Genomic DNA, 17054 nt, shown 5'->3' on the forward strand with positions numbered 1-17054 from the left:
CGTCTCCCCGACGCAGACAATCGCCGCCAGTCTGGAACCGACGGCGGCGCGCACCTTGCGCTGGGCAGCCTCGAACAGCTTTCCGGAAGCCCCGCTCCGTTCGGACGAACCTGAGAAACCCCGCTGGCATGGGCCAGCCGACATCTTCCCGAAAGCCTCACCGGGGAGCGCCCCCGTGTCGACCCAGTCCACGGTCTGGGCGCCGACCTCCACCCCGCTGCCCCACTTCCACTCGTCCCTTGCGGGCTGCAGAGCGAACGGCGCGCAGCGGACCTGGTCCGCGCCGGCGGTCAGCGCACACAACCTAGGCTGAAGTGTCGCTTAGGAGCCTGCGGAAGACATACAGCAACGAGAAGAAAGCGGCATAGGTTGGGGTTTGGGGCTTCGCCCAAACCCCAACCTATGCCATTCTTCCTTGGAGAGGGTTCTTCTGCAGCCTGTTAGGGGTGAATCGTCTACGGGTTTTCCAGGCCCGCGGTCAGGTTGACCAAGTGCTGGCGCAGCCAGAGGGGCAAGTCTTCTTGGAGCAGGGTCTCTTTGGTCAGCACCCGCGCCTCCTCGACCGCGCCGTTCTGGATCAGCTGCTCGATCCTCACCGCACGCGCCAGTGGGTCTTCGGGCCGCTGTTCCAGCACCTGAGACGTCAGCACCGCGGCTACCTCCGGCTGTCCGGCAAACAGCTGTGCTCGAGCCTCCAGGATTGGCAGGGTAGGCCAATCCGGTACCACTGCCCGCGCCTCTTGGAGCAGCTCCAAGGCCCTCGCCTCCGGAGCCGCCAGAAAGAGCGCCTGCTCCGTGCGTTCGACCACTTCCGCGCCGGCCAGCGATCCCGCCTCCCCCGGCAGGCTGAGCGCTTGCAGGTAAGCAGCCGCCGCATCGGCGTGTCGACCCTGCGCCAGGAACAGATTGCCGGCTTTGACGAACTCAGCGTAGGCCAGGCGAGGCTGGTCATTCTCGAGCAGCGCCGCGCTCAACTCCAGTCGCAGAGCGGGGTTCTCGGGGTCCTTGGCCACTGCTCGCCGGGCGGCTTCAGCCGCATCCTCAAGCGGCGCTAACGCCTGTGTCGGCAATTCGGGCTGTGCTGTCACGCCGGACAGCTCCGCCTCCCAAGCGCCAGAGGCCAGGGCTAGGGCTGCCAGGCAAGCGCAAAGCGACAGACCGACACCGAAGATGGCTATCCATCCTCGCTTCGAAAGGCGGGGCTTCTTCCCGGCCTCTAGTTCGCCCGTCTTGGGAGCATCCGGCGCATCGGCGCCTGTTGCCGCCGTCGCCACCTCGGAGGGCACCGTCGGCGGCCAGGGGGGACGGGGTGCAGGCTCCGGGCGGCCGGCCTGGGTGGCCACCGAATCGCGGAAGGCGCCCACCAGCGCCTCCACCGAGGCAAAGCGATCTCCGCGCTCCTTCGCCAGCGCCTTGAGCAGAACGCGCTCCACCATTTCGGGAACAAGCGGATTGACTTTCGTCGGCAGGGGAAGTGGCGTGAAGATGTGATCGTGGATGATCGAGAACGGTGTGTCGGCGTTGAACGGAACTCTCCCGACCACCAGCTCGTAGAGCACAACACCCAAGGAGTAGATATCCGTGCCCGCGTCCAGGTTCCGATCGCCGCGCGCCTGCTCGGGCGAGATGTACTGCGGCGTGCCGAGAAGCATGTCCGAGGAGAGGGTCGACTCGCCTGCCGAGGCGATACGTGCCAGACCGAAGTCCGCCAGGTAGACCGTCCCATCGGCGCCAAGCAGGACATTCGAAGGCTTGATGTCCCGGTGAAGCACCCCCTGTTGGTGGGCATAGGACAGGGCGCTGCCCACCGCCTCTACCACGCGCAGGCCCTCCTTCACGCTAACTGGCCCTCGCCCCATCCGGGCCTTGAGCGTTTCCCCCTGGATGAACTTCATGACGAGGTACGGTTTCCCCTCATGCTCGGAGAAGTCGTATACGGGCACGATATTGGGGTGCTCCAGCCTAGCCACGACCTTGGCTTCGCGCTGGAAGCGCGCCAGGAAGTTGGGATCCTGAGTGAATGCCGGATGCAGGACTTTGATCGCCACGTAGCGGTCGAGGGCCGCATGGTAGGCTCGGAATACGGTCGCCATCCCGCCCTGCCCCAGCTGCTGGACGACCCGATACGGGCCGAGGTTCTCCCCGACGTTAAACGGCATCCCAGGCCCTCCCGGCCGACTGCAGGATTATAGGGGGGTGCCGGGGCGCTGACAACGCCCGGCAGCCAAGCGCAAGGCAGCTGGTGAGCCACAGGCTCGGGCAAACAGAGACCCCCGGGGGCTCCCGGGGGTCTCGTCGTCGACCGGCTGCAGGAGTCTAGCGGTCCGACAACGCCGCGACACCCGGCAGTTCTTTGCCTTCGAGGAACTCCAAGGACGCACCCCCGCCGGTAGAGACATGGGTCATCTGCTTGGCGACGCCGGCCTTCTTGACAGCACTGGCGCTGTCGCCCCCGCCGATGACCGTGGTTGCGCCGCTCTCAGCCAGGGCCCGCGCCAGAGCGAACGTGCCTTCCGCGAACCTCGGGAACTCGAACACTCCCATTGGCCCGTTCCACACCACCAGCTTGGCGCCGGCGATCGCCTGCTTGAATCTTTCCAGCGTCTCCGGGCCGATATCCATCACCCGCCAGCCGGCAGGCACCTTGTCGACCTTCACGGTCTGGCATTGGGCAGATTCTTCGAACTTGTCGCCTATGACGGCGTCGACGGGAAGCAGGATGCGCTCACCAGCCTTGTCCAGGATGAGCTTGGCCGTGGCCACCGAGTCCTTTTCCACCAAACTGTCGGCCATATCGTACCCCTTGGCCGCCAGGAAGGTGTTGGCCATGCCACCGCCGATCACCAGCCGATCGCATTTCGTCAGAAGGTTGTCGATGACGGCGATCTTGTCGCTGACCTTGGCGCCCCCCAGAATCGCGACGTACGGATGGGGCGGATTCTGGGTCGCCTTGCCGAGGTGTTCCAGCTCCTGTTCCATCAAGAATCCCGAGACTGCCGGAAGATGCCGAGCTACGCCTTCGGTGCTCGCATGCGCCCGGTGGGCGGAGCCGAAAGCATCATTGACGTAGACATCGCCCAGCGCCGCCAACTGCTTGGCGAAGGCCGGATCGTTCTTCTCTTCCTCCTTGTGGAAGCGAACGTTCTCCAGCATCAGGACTTCGCCCGGGGCCAACGACCGCGCCAGGGCTTCCACCGGCGGACCCACGCAGTCCGGCGCCATGCGCACCGGCTTCCCGAGCAGCTTCGACAGCGCCTCGCCGGCGGGCTTCAGGCTAAACTCGGGATGCGGTCCGCCTTTGGGCCGCCCGAGGTGGCTCATCAGCACCAGACTTGCTCCCTGCTGCAGCACGTACTCAATGGTTGGCAGGGAAGCCCGGAGGCGCTTGTCATCGCTCACGACGCCATCCTTCATCGGGACGTTGAAATCGACCCGCATCAGGACGCGCTTGCCCTTCAGATCCAGATCGCGAACTGTCTTCTTGTTCATCGCCACCGCCTGCTACAACTTGGAGGCCACCAGGTGGGCGAGGTCGGCAGTCCGGACGGCATAGCCCCACTCATTGTCGTACCAACTGACCACCTTGATGAAATCGCCAGCTTCTTTGCCAAGCACCATCGTGAAGGGCAGATCCACGGAGGAGCTATGCGGATCACCCTTGAAGTCAATGCTCACCAGAGGCTCATCGACGGCGGCCAGGATGCCCTTGAGGGGACCTGCGGCCGCATCGCGGAACGCCTGGCGGAGTTCCTCGGTCGTGGTCGGCTTCTCGATCTGGGCGGTGAAGTCAACCACCGAGACCGTCGAGGTTGGGACGCGCAGGGCGTAGCCGTCGAACTTGCCCGCCAGGTCGGGAATCACCAGCTTAAGGGCTTTGGCGGCACCGGTGGTCGTGGGGATGATGCTCATCCCCGCCGCCCGGGCGCGCCGCAGATCGCTGTGCGGCAGGTCCAGGATGTTCTGATCATTTGTGTAGGCGTGGATCGTCGTCATCATACCGCGCGCGATTCTGTACTTGTCGTGCACGACCTTGACGGCCGGCGCCAGGCAGTTGGTGGTGCAGGAAGCGTTGGAGATCACATGGTGGGCGGCCGGGTCGTACTTCGACTCATTCACCCCGAGCACGATTGTGATGTCCTCGCCCTCTGCCGGGGCCGTGATCAGCACTTTCTTGGCGCCGCCCTTGGTGATGTGATTCTCCGCGCCCTTGACTTCTTTCCCCTTCTTGTTAACGCCATCCTTCTTGATCGTGAACAGGCCGGTGCCTTCGATCACGATGTCTACCCCTAGGTCGCCCCAGGCGATCTTGGCGGGGTCGCTCTCCTTGAAGGCCATGATCTTCTTGCCGTTGACGACCAGGGCCTCGCCTACTACTTCGACCGTTCCCTCGAAGCGGCCGTAGTTCGAGTCGTACCGCAGCAGATGAGCCATCGTCTTCAGATCGCCGATGTCGTTGAAGGCGACGACTTCCAGCGTGTCCGCATGGTAGTCGCCGATCGCCTTCAGGACTTGTCGGCCGATCCGGCCGAAACCATTGATGCCTACCTTGGTTGCCATTGCAGAGCTCCTGTGTCTCCAGTGTCAGTTCAGTCCCGGATGGACTGCTTCCCCGATGGGCATCGCAGACTCCAGCGGGCCTGTGCGTTCTTCGAGGATTTGGATCAGCGCCGCAGCCAGTTTGGCTGGATCGTGACGCCATGGCCGCTGCGGGTCGACCAGGTCCGATGCGAAGACCGAAGCCGACCCCAGGGCCGTGGCCGGTGGCGGAACATAGTGCACCGCCTCCGGCGCAGGGACGTCCAGCCGATCATTCACCAGCAGCATTTCGATCAGGCCGCGGCCGAGCTGGTCCTCCAGCGCCGCCAGATGGGCAGCGGCATCGTAACCGTCGGTTTCGCCCAGTTGGTTGGCGATGTTGCAGACCTGCACCTTGAGTCCACGGCTGGCACGAACCGCCTTGGCCAGGTCCGGGACCAACAGGTTGGGCAGCACGCTGGTGTACAGGCTGCCCGGGCCGAGCACGATCATGTCGGCGGCCAGGACAGCCTTGATCGAACCCGGGTAGGCTGGGGGGTCGTTGGGCTCGAGGTGCACAGCCCGCACCCGACCCGGCATGTCCGGGATGCGGCTCTCCCCCTGAATGCGGATCGCCTGGGCATCCATCATCGGCGTCTTGTCGGCCACCAGCGCCACATCGGCCAACGTCGCCGGCAATACCTGGCCTCGAATTCCCAGGATGTGCGCCGCCTCCAGCAGCCCCTCGTCGAAACTTCCGGTAACGCCCGTCAGGGCAGCAATGAACAGATTGCCGAAGGCGTGGCCATCCAGCTCATCCTCTTGAGCGAAGCGGTAGCGGAATAGCTGCGTGAGCAGGTCTTCGTCGTCCGAAAGGGCGGCCAAGCAGTTGCGCAGGTCCCCTGGAGGAGGGATCCCTAGCGACCGGCGTAGTCTGCCGGATGAGCCGCCGTCGTCGGCGACCGAGACAATCGCGGTCAGATTCCCGGTGTGCTCCTTGAGCCCGCGCAACAGCGTTGCCAAGCCGTTGCCGCCACCGATGGCCACGATCTTCGGCCCGCGGCCAAGGCGGCGGTGCTCAGCCACGGCTCGCGCCACCGGTCGGCCAGGACGCATGTACGGTGCCAGCAGCGCCCGGTTCAGCCGGATCATCCCCAACAGCAGAAGCGTCAGCCCGGCGGCGCCAAACGCAAGCGCCCGCAGCCAGCGCGGCAGGGCCATCAGGCTGAAGACCGGTAGAAGGTTGGACTCGGGATAGGCCCGATAGATGTCCAGCAGGATGATCGCCACGCCCAGGCCGATCAGGGCCGTGCCCAGAATCATCACGCCTAACCAGCGCTTAACACCAATGCCCGGCACCAGCCAGTGCCGGAGCGCTTCCCAGAAGCCGTCCTTCCGGCCTCCTGGCGCGCTGCGCCAGTTGAGATTCGTCACGTCCGGCACTATACCCCACCCACCCCGGGCCGTCAACGAACGCTCATCGACACTTGGTTGTGACAGATATCATACGTATAATCAGGGCACGATACCCGCATAGCAGGAGGCCCGCCATGGCAAGCGTCACTTTTGACCACGTGACTAAGCGCTTTGGGGACGTCACGGCAGTGAACGACCTGAGCCTGATTGTCGAAGACAAGGAATTCCTGGTCCTGGTCGGGCCGTCGGGATGCGGCAAGACCACGGCCCTGCGACTGCTCGCCGGCCTGGAGGAGATCGCCGAAGGCGAGATCAAGATTGGCGATCGGGTGGTCAACGATGTCGCCCCGAAGGACCGCGACATCGCCATGGTCTTTCAGTCCTACGCCCTGTATCCCCACATGAGCGTGTTCGACAACATGGCCTTCGGATTGAAGCTTCGCAAGACGCCGAAGCCGGAGATTCGACGCCGGGTGCTGCAGGCCGCGGAAATCCTGGGGATTGAGACGCTGATGGATCGCAAGCCTCGTCAGCTATCGGGCGGACAGCGACAGCGGGTGGCGGTGGGCCGGGCAATTGTGCGCGAGCCCAAAGTCTTCCTCTTCGACGAACCGCTCTCCAATCTGGACGCCAAACTTCGCGTCGAAACCCGGGCCAACATCAGCAAGCTGCACCAGCGCCTGGAGACGACCTTCATTTACGTCACCCACGACCAGGTCGAAGCGATGACCATGGCTTCGCGCATCGCAGTCATCAAGGGCGGCTTGTTGCAGCAGACCGACACCCCGCAGGCACTCTACGACCGGCCCTCGAACGTGTTCGTCGCCGGCTTCATCGGCTCGCCGGCGATGAACTTCTTCAACGCCCGCCTGGCACGCGCCGACGGCAAGCTGGTCGTCGAAGCGGAGAGCTTCCATCTGGATGTCCCGCCGTCTCGCACCGGCACCTATGAACGCTTCGCTGGCAAGCCGGTGATTTTCGGCCTCCGCCCGGAGGATGTCCACGACCCTGCCTTCGCTCCCAGCGGCATCCACGCCGCACCGGTCGAGGCCCAGGTCGACGTCACGGAACTGATGGGCAACGAGATCATCCTGTACCTAGTGGCCGGGAAGGACAGTATTGTTGGCAGGGTTGACCCGCGCACCCGAGCCAAGCCAGGGACGCAGGCCCAGGTCGTCTTTAACATGGACAATATGCACCTGTTCGAAGTCGACGGCGAACAAGGCGCCATCCGCTAAACCTCACCCCTGATGCAGGGCGGCCCTCCGGCAGCATATGCGGAGGGCCTTGCCCTGTCTGGGAGACCCTCACCATGGCTGACTTCAATCTGATCAAGAGCCTCAAGCGAGACCAAGGCGGCAAGATCGTCCTACTGGTGATGGATGGTCTGGGCGGGATTCCGGTCACCCCCGGCGGACCAACCGAGGTCGAGGCAGCTGCCACGCCCACGCTTGACCGCCTGGCAACTGAAGGGACGCTCGGCGCCCTCATACCGATTCGGCCCGGGATCACCCCGGGTTCGGGCCCGGCGCACCTGGCGCTGTTCGGCTATGACCCGCTCACGCACCTGGTGGGCCGGGGTGTGCTGGAGGCGGTGGGTGTCGGGCTGCAGGTTCGCAAGGGCGACGTCGCCGCCCGCGGCAACTTCTGTACGGTGGACGCCGCCGGCCGGATCATCGATCGACGGGCCGGACGGATCCCGACCGACCAGGCTGCACCGCTGGCTGAACGGCTGGGATCGATCCGACTCGCTGGGGTCAGCAGCGAGGTGCGCCACGTCAAAGAACACCGCTTCGCCGTCGTGATGCGCGGGGAGAACCTCGCCGGCGAGATCGACGACACCGACCCACAGCAGACCGGTGTCCCAGCGCTTCCTGCGATTCCCCGCAGCGAAGACTCCCGCCGCGCGGCGGGCTTGTTCAATGAGTGGATCACCAAGGGGCGAGAGGTGCTCAAGGGAGAACCTCACGCCAACAGCCTGACGCTACGCGGCTTCGCCAGTGACCCGGCCCTACCCCCGTTCCCCGAGATCTACGGCCTGCGCGCCGTCTGCGTGGGGGTGTATCCAATGTACCGCGGGCTTGCCAGCCTGGTCGGGATGGAGGTCCAGGACTTCTTGGGGGAATCGCCGAAGGATGAGTTCGCGGCGCTAGCCAAGATCTGGAACGACTACGACTTCTTCTTCATCCACATCAAGAAGACCGACTCAGCCGGCGAGGACGGCGATTTCAAGGCTAAGGCCGCTGCCATCGAATCCGTCGACGCCGCGTTGCACACCCTACTGGATCTCAAGCCCGACGTCCTGGCGGTCACCGGAGATCATTCCACGCCCTCCACGCTGAAGACCCATTCCTGGCACCCTGTGCCGTTGCTGCTGTGGGCGCCGGCGACTGTTCGTCCAGACCGAAGCACGGCCTTCGGCGAGCGCGCTTGCGATACCGGCGGCCTGGGGATCCTCCCGTCGGCAGAGCTGCTCCCTCTGCTGATGGCCCATGCCCTCCGGTTGGAGAAGTTCGGGGCCTAGCTCAGACCGGCTGACAGCCCTTCTGCCTGCAAGTCCCAGTGTGCGCAGCAGACCGCGGCCTTTGTCCGGTCGACTCCGGTGCGATCGCGCCTCTCGCCAAAGCCTCTCCCGGGGATGCCCAGAGCGGAACCCAGCATCCATAGGCCCAGCCTGCAAGGGCCGGACAATTCCCTGTCCGTCGTTGCCCGCCCTCCCTTGGCCTGGCAGGCGTTCAGTCCCGGAACCCTGCCGAGCAACCGGCTTCCAGGCCCGCACCCGAGCTCGGCTTGCGCTCCGAGAGAGCGGCTGGCGCCTGATCGCCACTCGACCCTCCCGATCTCGGCACCCTGCCCCAGCCCCGACCGCCCTGGCGGATTCGGACATCCTCAGGTGGCACGACGCAGCACCTGGCAGGGTCGAGCGCTCCCGCCTACGCCCGGCGAAGACGCGCCAATTGCGAGGATGCCAAGAGCAGGATCAACCCGGCCATGGCGAGTGTCCCGAGGGCGATGAAGGTGAAGGCATCGCGCCAGAACCGTTCTGGGAACAAACGGATCAGAGTGTCGCTGTAGCTGAATGTCCAGGTTCCGGCAGCGAAGAACAGTTGATGGAACCCGACAAAGACAAATGAGAAGGTCAAGGCGATGCCTGCCGCCAGCACGGCCATCAGGCCTAGCGTCCAGAGTGCCCCGCGGCGCAGTGCCCTCCACAAGCGCACAGCCCCTCCCGCCCAGGCTGTTACGCTCCCCAGCGCGATTGCCGCCGCAAGCAGCCCCCCCCAGACAGCGAGCGCCAGCGAGGTCAGGCGCTTGACGTCCAGCATGTGCTGCAGCTCACGTGGGTTGTAGACTGCCGATCCATCGGAGAAGGCCAGCTCACCCAGGAAGCCGATTCCTTCGTCGTTGAGCAGGTAGTCCACCGCAATCGGCGCCCAGCGCAGACGGTCCTGCTGGCTAAAGCCGAAGCGATCCTCGGGGAAGCCCGGCAGGTGGTACTCCAGCTTGACGAAGGCCGGGGTCAGCAGCAGTCGCACACTGGTCAGGATCAGCAGAACCGGCAGCGCCAGGCTCAGCAGCCCGCCGGCGACTCGGGCGACAGCATTGTGGTTGGTGTCGGACATGTGTTGACCTCGTTGACGACTACTGCAGCTTGAGAATATCCCCGCCCAAGAAGAAGCGGAGAACAATGGAGTCGACGAGCTGCTCAACTGGTGCCAGGTCGTCGGTGAAGACCGTCGTCACCCTGGGCGTGGGGACCAGGTTCTCGGTTGTCCGGCGCACAACGTCGATCAAGAAGGGGTGTGCCTGGGTCGCCTCCAAGTGGGCCAGGTTGCGAGCCAGATTCTCGGGCGAAGTAGGTTGGACGGTGGCATAGACCATGGTGTTGAACGTCCCAGGCACATCCATGACGTGAACCGACGGGAAGACCGAGCCAATGGTCCCCACCAACACATCGATCAAGCGACGGTCATCCGGGGTTCTGCCGACGTTGATCACCAGAACGCCGTCCGCTGTCAGATGGTCGCGCGCTTCCTGGAAGAACTCCTGAGTTGTCAGCTGCCATGGGATGTAGGGCGGCCGGTAGGCATCCACACCGAGCACGGTGTAGACAGCGTCACTGTGAGCCAACCCCCAACGCCCGTCGGCCACGATCACGTTTAGCCCCGGTTCATTCATATCGAACCAGCGCTGCCCCACCTCCACGATCTCCGGATCAATCTCCCAGCCATCGATCGGAATGTCGCCGTAGACGGCGGCGTATTGCTTGGGGATCGTCCCTGCCGCCAAACCGACCAACCCCAGACGTTCGACCTGTTCCGGATCAAACGGGGCGGGGTTGAAGTAGGGCGCCGCCAGGAAGTAGTCCCAGGTCCCATACGTCGCCAGCGATCCCGGGCGGTACATCGAATGAACCGCCTGGCCCTCATTCAGCAGGAGGTACCGAGTCCCATCCACCTCCCGGACTTCGATGTAGTTGTAGGCCGACTCACCCTCGAAGACCTGATCCGGGCTGCGCTTTATGGGCCCTCGGAGCACGAATGCTGCCAGCAGCAGCAAGACCAGCGGCATCCACAGCAGTCGCAATCCCTTCCGCCGATCCTCCCGCCACAGACCGAGCAGCGCCGCCAGCAAGAGTGGAAGCGCCAGGGCCAGAAAGGTTCTTGCAGTACCGATATTGGGAATCAGAACGAGCACGGGCAGGAAGGTTCCCAGAATCGAGCCCAGGGTGGAGACGCCGTACACCCGGCCGGCCGCCTGCCCTGCCCGAGCCGGATCGGAGATCGACAGCCGAACCCCGAACGGCGAGATTGCACCCATCAGCGTCACCGGCGCCCCGAGGAGCAGCAGCACCGCCAGGAACGACCCCAGCATGATGGCTGCATTCAACCCTTCGACCGCGGCCGCGGCCCAGTACAGCACCGGCCGCGCCACAATCGGGATCAGGCCGGCAGTGAATGCTCCCCAGGCGGCCACGGTGTAGAACGTGCTCCGGTGCGGCGACCGATCCGCCAGGCGGCCTCCGAGGAAGTATCCGAGCGTGAGGTAGATCAAGACCAGCCCGATGATGTTTGCCCAAACCATGTTGGTTGTGCCGAAGATATTGCCCAATAGGCGCGAGGCCGTGAGCTCCAACCCGAGGCTGGCCATGCCGGCCAGAAACACGATCAAGATCACCGCCATCCGCATACACCCATTCGCTTTGAGCTTCGCTGCCTACGCGGCCGAGGATATGGCAGCCCGATCAGGGAGTTCGAGGGCTGAACCGAGGGCGTCGCCGCGGCGGATCCTTCGCACCGGAATTCCGGCGGCGCGAGCCGCCTCGTAGACCGCAGCTGTGCCGGGCAGGCCACCGAAGGATGCGGCATCTAGCAGGACCAGGACCGGGGCGAGTCCGCTCCGCCGCAGCTGACGAGCCGTGGCGACGATCTCCATCCGGGTGCTGGCGGTGACCAGGATCACTGCTGCCCCGCGAGGGATTTGCCCCTGTTCGACCTTGAGCACCTCATCAATGCTCAGCGAGCCCTCTGCCTCCAGCACCGCCAGTGATTCGAGGAGACGGTACAGCTGTGCGGTTCCTCGGTCAGCCTGGATCACCTGGCGGACTTTCCCATGAGCGATCATGCCAACCGATTGCGACCGGTTCAGCAGGTACAGCGCGATCGACGCCCCCGCCGTTACCGCATACTCGATGGTGCTGGGCGGAAGGCTGACCCTGCGTCCGATCAACGCCTGCCGGCGCGAAGCCTGCTCAGGCTCCAGGGCGGCCTGCGCCGCATGCGAGGCGTCCAGCAGCAGCCAGGCGTCGGCCATCGGATCGAGCTCGAATTCCTTAGAGATCAGCCGGCGACGTCGCGCCGTTGAAAGCCAGTGAATACGATTCAGGCTGTCGCCATGGGCGTAGTCGCGGACGCCGCTGGCATTCGGCGTCACCTGGTGCGTGCGCTGGCGCAAGGCCTCCCCGCCGCCGCGCCGGCCGCTGGGAACCGGGAAGAACCCAAGCGGGAGCACCATCGGCAGGACAACCACGAAGTGGCTCTCCTCCAGGCGGCGGGCGACCGGGAACAAACCGAACGGGTCTCCGGCATGCAGGGTGCACGGTCCCAGATGGAACCGCCCGCGACGGGTGCAGATCGTGCGGACCGTCCACCTTCGCTCACCGCCTCCGCCGAGATTGGTGAAGACGGTGGAGACCTGATGCTCGGGGAAATCTGACAGGTCCTCGAGCTCGATCCACACCTTGGGGTAGCGGCTGGCGTTGGCCAGCGTGAAGTGCTCCTCGAACGTCACCCCGACTTGGCTGCGGCTGCCACCGGCCTTCCGGCGGAGGGTGACGCCCAAGAGCGACAGGCGGGACCACACATAGCTGGCTGCCAGGAGAAAGCCCAGCAAGTAGCTGAGGTTGGCGAAGAGCTGGCGGCCAGACGTGAGCGCCGCTGCCAGAGAGAGGACGAACAGTCCCAGGACGAACCAGGCCCGGGCTGGCATCAGCGCAGTTCACCCCCCGGGACCGGGACGCTCGCCAGGATGTCCTGCACGATAGCTCGGGCGTCCACCTCACGCACCCGGGCCGACGAGCCGAGAATCAGGCGGTGCGCAAGCGCCCCGACAGCCACCTGCTTGATGTCATCTGGTAGGACGTAAGCTCTGGCTTGAAGCGCAGCCACGGCCTGGCCGCAGCGAAAGAGCGCCAGGCTGCCCCGCGGGCTCGCCCCCAGGTACAGTTCCCCATGACGGCGGGTCGCCGTCACCAGGTCGAGAATGTAGCGCTTGATCTCGGCCGAGACGGCCACCTGGCGAATCGCCTCCTGCGCAGCCCGCAACGCACGGACGTCGACGGCCTCCTGGAGGCTCTCCAGCGGATGTGACACCTGCTGTCGCTCGACCATGCGTATCTCATCTGAGAGCATCGGATAACCAAGACTGATGCGGAGCAGGAATCGATCGAGCTGGGCTTCCGGCAGCGGAAACGTGCCCTCGTACTCAATCGGGTTCTGCGTCGCCAGCACCAGGAACGGGGAGGGCAGCGGGTGGGTCACGCCATCGACCGTCACTTGCCGCTCCTCCATGGCCTCCAGCAACGCCGCCTGGGTCTTGGGGGTGGCACGGTTGACCTCGTCCGCCAGCAGGATCTGAGTCATGATCGGACCGGCACGGAACTCGAATTCGCCCGTCTTCTGATTGAAGATCGATACCCCAGTGATATCACTGGGGAGCATGTCCGGGGTGAATTGAATCCGATTGAAGGTGCAGCCAATCGACCGGGCCATGCTCTTGGCCAGCATGGTTTTTCCCGTGCCGGGCACATCCTCGATCAGAACATGACCCTGGCACAATAGCCCGATCACGGTCAGCTGGACGGCTTCCCGCTTCCCGACGATCACCCGCTCAACATTCTCGGTCAGGCGATCGGCAAATGCCTTGACCTGTTCCATGCAGGTCCCTCCGCAGGAAATCGAAGTGGATTGTACCCTTCAATGGGTGGAGGATCGACAGGCTACAGCCGTGCCAGCAGCACGAGTCCGGCGCTCCAGAACAGGGCGTAGTTCAGCGGGCGGCGCCAGCCGTGCGCTGCACAGAACAATGTTGTGGCCAGCACCATTCCCACCGCCAGGCGGGCCATGGCGAACGGTTCCCGGAAGGTTGAGAACGGCAGAAACGCGATCAAAGCCGCGTTGAGGAGCAAGGCAATGGTCTCCCGCCCTCGATCCCCCCCCAGCAGCCTGCGCCCGGCCACCACCACTCCCCACACCGCCGGGAGCAGAATGCTGGGCGCCAGTAGCAGGAGGAACAGCAAGAGCACTCGGGCATCGACCGCCCCCACCCGCGCCAGACCAAAGAAGGGCAGCCACTCGAATCCAGTGGCGCCGGCGCCACCACTGCCGATACCCGGCTCCCCAAACTGCAACCACAACCAGGCCTGCCAGCCGGCGAACCCGAGCCCGAACAGCGAGAGTACCCCCACCGCCTTCCGGTCGCGGTGAAAGCAAGCGGCCAGCCATGCCGCCAGCCAGAAGAGGAGCGTGGTCTCTTTGGCCAGCAGGGCCAACCCAAGAGCGGCGCCGCCTGCCGTAGGACGATCGGCCACCAGCCAGAAGAACCCGGCCGCGGCCAGGCCGTAGGCCAGCGGCTCGCTCAGGTCAATCCCGGCCGGGCCGACGACGCCCACCCATAGACCATACGCCAGCGCATACCCGGTCCACATCCCTTGCCGGTCCAGAACGGCAGCCACGGCCAGGGTCCCCAGGAAGTGCGCCATCAGGCTGACCGCAGGCAGCAGCCAGGGGATCGAGTCGGTCCGTCCGAAGGCCAGCCAGCGCGCCAGTGCTGGATACAGAATCCGTTGATACCGGTAGGCAGGGGCATCGAGGTGGGGTTGGACGGCGTCCGGCAGCCAGTCGCGGGCGATGTAGAAATTGAATTGCCCGTCGTATCCTTCTGACCCCGCGGGCTCCCCGTTGGCGAATCGCTCGCCAATCGTCGCCAGAGCCAGTGGATCCCCGCCGCCTCGAACAAGACGGTAGCCTGCGAAGCCCGCGGCGACGATCAGGGCCACGACTGCCGGCCAGAGAAGCCTCAGCGCCTTCGCCACACCCACCCCAAACCGAGCATCGCCATCAAACCAGCTGCTGTGAGGGCTAAGCCCGCGGAGAACGCCGCCGGGCGGTACTCCAGGCGAACGGTGTGCGTCCCAGCTGGAAGCCAGATCGCTCGGAAGGCCCCGTTGGCTGGCAGAATCGCGGCGCCACGCCCGTCTACTTGCGCCCGCCAGCCCGGGTAGTGCAGGTCGGACACCACGACCCAACCGCCCGCCTCACCGCCTGCCTTGAGCTCCAGGAAGCTGCTGCCTTCCGAGAGCACCTCCACCCAGCCCGGACCTCCGCCGGGCGGCTCGGAGCGGCAATCTTCAACCTCGAGAACCACTTCCCTTTCTAGATCGTAATGTCCTGAGAAGGCTGCCTCGAGGGCGTCTTCTGGCGAGCAGGCCGCGACGGCATCCGGCACGAACCGGAGCCGCCGTGCCCCGGAGACCGCACGGTAGTCCGGCAAGCCCTGAGTCTCACCCGGCTCAGCAACCCAGCCGACGTCCATGAACGCTAGCACACGCTCGCGAGTCGTAGCATCTGCGCCCTCGAGTCGCTCGATCCAACCTGCATAACGCGCCGGCAGCAACGGATCGAAGTTGTTGGCCGAAGGGATCCCATCCAGCATCGGCGTATTCGGCAGGCCTGAGGCGCGGACGGTCTCGACCTCCAGGTCAGGATCAAATCGATCGAAGCGGAAGTACGCCTCGAACTTCAGCTCTTCCTCGATCGCCGCCGGCATGTAGAGCCGGTGTCCGCTTTCGAGAGCCGTCAGGGCACTCTCGCCCCGGTAGCCTGCCGCGGAGATCGTTGGGTTCAATCCCACCACCGCCAGCAGCAGATCGGAAAGCAGAAACAGTCCCAGACCCACGCTCCAGCTCAGGCGGGCGATGCCGGACCGGGTAAGGGTCAACACGCCGACCGCCGTCAGGGTTGCCCCGGCAATCGCGAAGGAACGGATGAAGCTCGGGTCTAGGCTGGGAAGCAGACGGCCGGCGAGCAGGGCGAAGCCAATCATGCCCGCGGCACCCGCCGTGCCGAGCCGAGTCCAGTACAGCCCCCTGCCCTGAGGCGCCCGCCAGGCGTCGGCACCGTCGGCCGCGAGCAGACAGAGGGCGAAGACTGCCAGCAGGCTCCAGCGAGTGGGCGCCTGGAAGAGGTCGAACGTCGGCACCCAGCGGAAAAGGAATGGATAGATCGGTGTGTTCTTGCCGAGGGCGAGCACCAGCGAGACCAGCACGACGCCTGCCAAGAATCGGCTTCGGCCTGTGAATGGCGAGGTGCCTCGGACCGCCCGCACCGACTCGGTCACCGCCAGCAGGAAGGCCAGCATCCCGATATAGAGCGCATCCTCCCAGTAGTTGGCGTAGCCCCAGAAACCACCATAAGCGGGATGTCCAAACAAGCCTGGCAGCAGCCAACCCAGCAGGCGCCAGGGCCAGAGTGAGTAAGTCAGGCCGACCGCCGGGTCCACCGCTTGTGAGCGCGGCGACAACAGTAGGTACTCAAGCGTGGGTAGGAGCTGGGCGGCAGCCAGCGAGAAGGCCAGTCCGAGAGTCAGGGCCAGGAAAGCCACCACGGGGCGCCAGCGCAGACTCTGCCGGGAGACCGAAAGTCGCCACGCCACCCAGGCTGCGGTCATCAGCAGGCTGTACCAGGCGGTCTGGGCGTGCCCGGCGAGCCACTGCAGCCCCAACACCCCGGACAGGACCAGGGCGGCCCTTCCGATGGCTGCAGACGCCTCCCGTGCCACGATGCGCGTGACCAGCCCTTCGGCGGCCCAGATCATCCAGGGCAGCCAGGCTACGGTGTTGTTGATGCTCTGAAATCCGGAGCGTGCGACCATGTAGCCTGACAGCGAGAAGCCCAGGCCAGCGACAGCCTGCCCGATCTCGCCGATGCCCAGGCGCCGGCATAGCAGCACCATGCCCAATCCGGCGACGATCAGGTGCAGCATCGTCAGCGCCGTCTGGGCAACCGCCGGCTCGACGATCAGCATGCTCCAGTTGGGGGGGTAAAGCACACCGGATTGGTAGTTGGCCAATAGAGGCGCCCCCATCCCGACAAGTGGATTCCAGAGGGGAAGCTCTCCCCGCAGAATTGACTCCGCGGCGAAGTCATGCCACGGCACGAATTGCAGCAGCGGAGTCCCCCAATACAGGACCTGGCCAGTGGCAAGCGCCGGACCAAGCAGCAGGATCGGTCCGAGGACCACCAGCAACCACGGGAGCGGCTTGAGGGTGCGGTCAGGGATCGACGGCCAGGACGACATAGCCACGCTCGTTGTAGAGTTCGAAGGCGCCAAGCGATCCAATGCTCGACCAACCCGGCATCGCCGCCTGTCCCGACTCCAGAAGCACTCCATCGACGCCATACTCGGACACAAAGGCCGCCCGCTCACCAGACGTCAACTGCCCGCCCAGGAAGGCATTCAGCCGGGGCAGGGTGACGTGCAGGTTCGTCGATTCGGGTCCGTGCCCCGCCACGACGAACACGTTGGCCCAGGCGGGCAAGGCATTGCTGGCTTCGAACCCAGCC

At 65.1% G+C, this 17054-nt stretch carries 13 protein-coding genes and 1 pseudogene; 2 read left to right on the top strand and 12 right to left on the bottom strand.

Annotation, left to right across the window (positions count from 1 at the left end; translation table 11 throughout):
- The 5 genes and pseudogenes from MUO23_07615 to yvcK all read right to left on the bottom strand — a co-directional run.
- Positions 1-303: triose-phosphate isomerase (locus MUO23_07615; protein MCJ7512822.1), on the bottom strand; the 303-nt coding region annotated here is incomplete at its 3' end.
- A 152-nt stretch (positions 304-455) separates the two neighbouring features.
- Positions 456-2159, bottom strand: coding sequence for a protein kinase (locus tag MUO23_07620; GenBank protein MCJ7512823.1), 1704 nt, complete (start codon positions 2157-2159; stop codon positions 456-458).
- 160 nt (positions 2160-2319) lie between these two features.
- A pseudogene (locus MUO23_07625) lies at positions 2320-3489 on the bottom strand (phosphoglycerate kinase).
- Positions 3490-3501: 12 nt separating this feature from the next.
- Positions 3502-4557, bottom strand: a complete 1056-nt coding sequence (gene gap / locus MUO23_07630; GenBank protein ID MCJ7512824.1) for a type I glyceraldehyde-3-phosphate dehydrogenase — start codon at positions 4555-4557, stop codon at positions 3502-3504.
- A gap of 24 nt (positions 4558-4581) precedes the next feature.
- A complete protein-coding gene (yvcK, locus tag MUO23_07635) occupies positions 4582-5958 on the bottom strand; it encodes a uridine diphosphate-N-acetylglucosamine-binding protein YvcK (protein ID MCJ7512825.1) in 1377 nt (458 codons plus the stop codon).
- 107 nt (positions 5959-6065) lie between these two features.
- Between yvcK and ugpC the strand changes: the two genes are divergently transcribed.
- Both ugpC and MUO23_07645 read left to right on the top strand, forming a co-directional pair.
- A complete protein-coding gene (gene ugpC / locus MUO23_07640) occupies positions 6066-7169 on the top strand; it encodes a sn-glycerol-3-phosphate ABC transporter ATP-binding protein UgpC (GenBank protein MCJ7512826.1) in 1104 nt (367 codons plus the stop codon).
- 74 nt (positions 7170-7243) lie between these two features.
- Positions 7244-8455, top strand: coding sequence for a 2,3-bisphosphoglycerate-independent phosphoglycerate mutase (locus MUO23_07645; GenBank protein MCJ7512827.1), 1212 nt, complete (start codon positions 7244-7246; stop codon positions 8453-8455).
- Positions 8456-8864: 409 nt separating this feature from the next.
- Here MUO23_07645 and MUO23_07650 read toward each other — a convergent pair whose 3' ends face one another.
- The 7 genes from MUO23_07650 to MUO23_07680 all read right to left on the bottom strand — a co-directional run.
- Positions 8865-9554 carry a TIGR01906 family membrane protein gene (locus MUO23_07650; GenBank protein ID MCJ7512828.1) on the bottom strand — a complete coding sequence of 230 codons (690 nt, stop codon included), beginning with the start codon at positions 9552-9554 and terminating at the stop codon, positions 8865-8867.
- Positions 9555-9573: 19 nt separating this feature from the next.
- Positions 9574-11115 (bottom strand): fused MFS/spermidine synthase, encoded by a 1542-nt coding sequence (locus MUO23_07655; GenBank protein MCJ7512829.1) that lies wholly within the window; start codon positions 11113-11115, stop codon positions 9574-9576.
- Positions 11116-11148: 33 nt separating this feature from the next.
- Positions 11149-12420, bottom strand: coding sequence for a DUF58 domain-containing protein (locus MUO23_07660; protein MCJ7512830.1), 1272 nt, complete (start codon positions 12418-12420; stop codon positions 11149-11151).
- The gene (locus tag MUO23_07665; GenBank protein MCJ7512831.1) at positions 12420-13367 is read right to left on the bottom strand and encodes a MoxR family ATPase; all 948 of its coding nucleotides are present in this window, start codon (positions 13365-13367) and stop codon (positions 12420-12422) included. The genes MUO23_07660 and MUO23_07665 overlap by 1 nt, the downstream gene beginning before the upstream one ends.
- A 62-nt stretch (positions 13368-13429) precedes the next feature.
- Positions 13430-14530, bottom strand: coding sequence for a hypothetical protein (locus MUO23_07670; GenBank protein ID MCJ7512832.1), 1101 nt, complete (start codon positions 14528-14530; stop codon positions 13430-13432).
- The gene (locus MUO23_07675; GenBank protein MCJ7512833.1) at positions 14509-16788 is read right to left on the bottom strand and encodes a YfhO family protein; all 2280 of its coding nucleotides are present in this window, start codon (positions 16786-16788) and stop codon (positions 14509-14511) included. The genes MUO23_07670 and MUO23_07675 overlap by 22 nt, the downstream gene beginning before the upstream one ends.
- Positions 16763-17054: hypothetical protein (locus MUO23_07680; protein MCJ7512834.1), on the bottom strand; the 292-nt coding region annotated here is incomplete at its 5' end. The genes MUO23_07680 and MUO23_07675, both read right to left, overlap by 26 nt.

The sequence above is a fragment of the Anaerolineales bacterium genome, from assembly GCA_022866145.1.
Taxonomy (GTDB): Bacteria; Chloroflexota; Anaerolineae; order Anaerolineales; family E44-bin32; genus PFL42.

Excerpts from the sequence above, each read along its gene's own strand:
- MUO23_07620 (MCJ7512823.1), bottom strand. The coding sequence starts at position 2,159 with ATGCCGTTTAACGTCGGGGAGAACCTCGGCCCGTATCGGGTCGTCCAG.
- gap (MCJ7512824.1), bottom strand. The coding sequence starts at position 4,557 with ATGGCAACCAAGGTAGGCATCAATGGTTTCGGCCGGATCGGCCGACAA.
- ugpC (MCJ7512826.1), top strand. The coding sequence starts at position 6,066 with ATGGCAAGCGTCACTTTTGACCACGTGACTAAGCGCTTTGGGGACGTC.
- MUO23_07645 (MCJ7512827.1), top strand. The coding sequence starts at position 7,244 with ATGGCTGACTTCAATCTGATCAAGAGCCTCAAGCGAGACCAAGGCGGC.
- MUO23_07650 (MCJ7512828.1), bottom strand. The coding sequence starts at position 9,554 with ATGTCCGACACCAACCACAATGCTGTCGCCCGAGTCGCCGGCGGGCTG.
- MUO23_07655 (MCJ7512829.1), bottom strand. The coding sequence starts at position 11,115 with ATGGCGGTGATCTTGATCGTGTTTCTGGCCGGCATGGCCAGCCTCGGG.
- MUO23_07660 (MCJ7512830.1), bottom strand. The coding sequence starts at position 12,420 with ATGCCAGCCCGGGCCTGGTTCGTCCTGGGACTGTTCGTCCTCTCTCTG.
- MUO23_07665 (MCJ7512831.1), bottom strand. The coding sequence starts at position 13,367 with ATGGAACAGGTCAAGGCATTTGCCGATCGCCTGACCGAGAATGTTGAG.
- MUO23_07675 (MCJ7512833.1), bottom strand. The coding sequence starts at position 16,788 with ATGTCGTCCTGGCCGTCGATCCCTGACCGCACCCTCAAGCCGCTCCCG.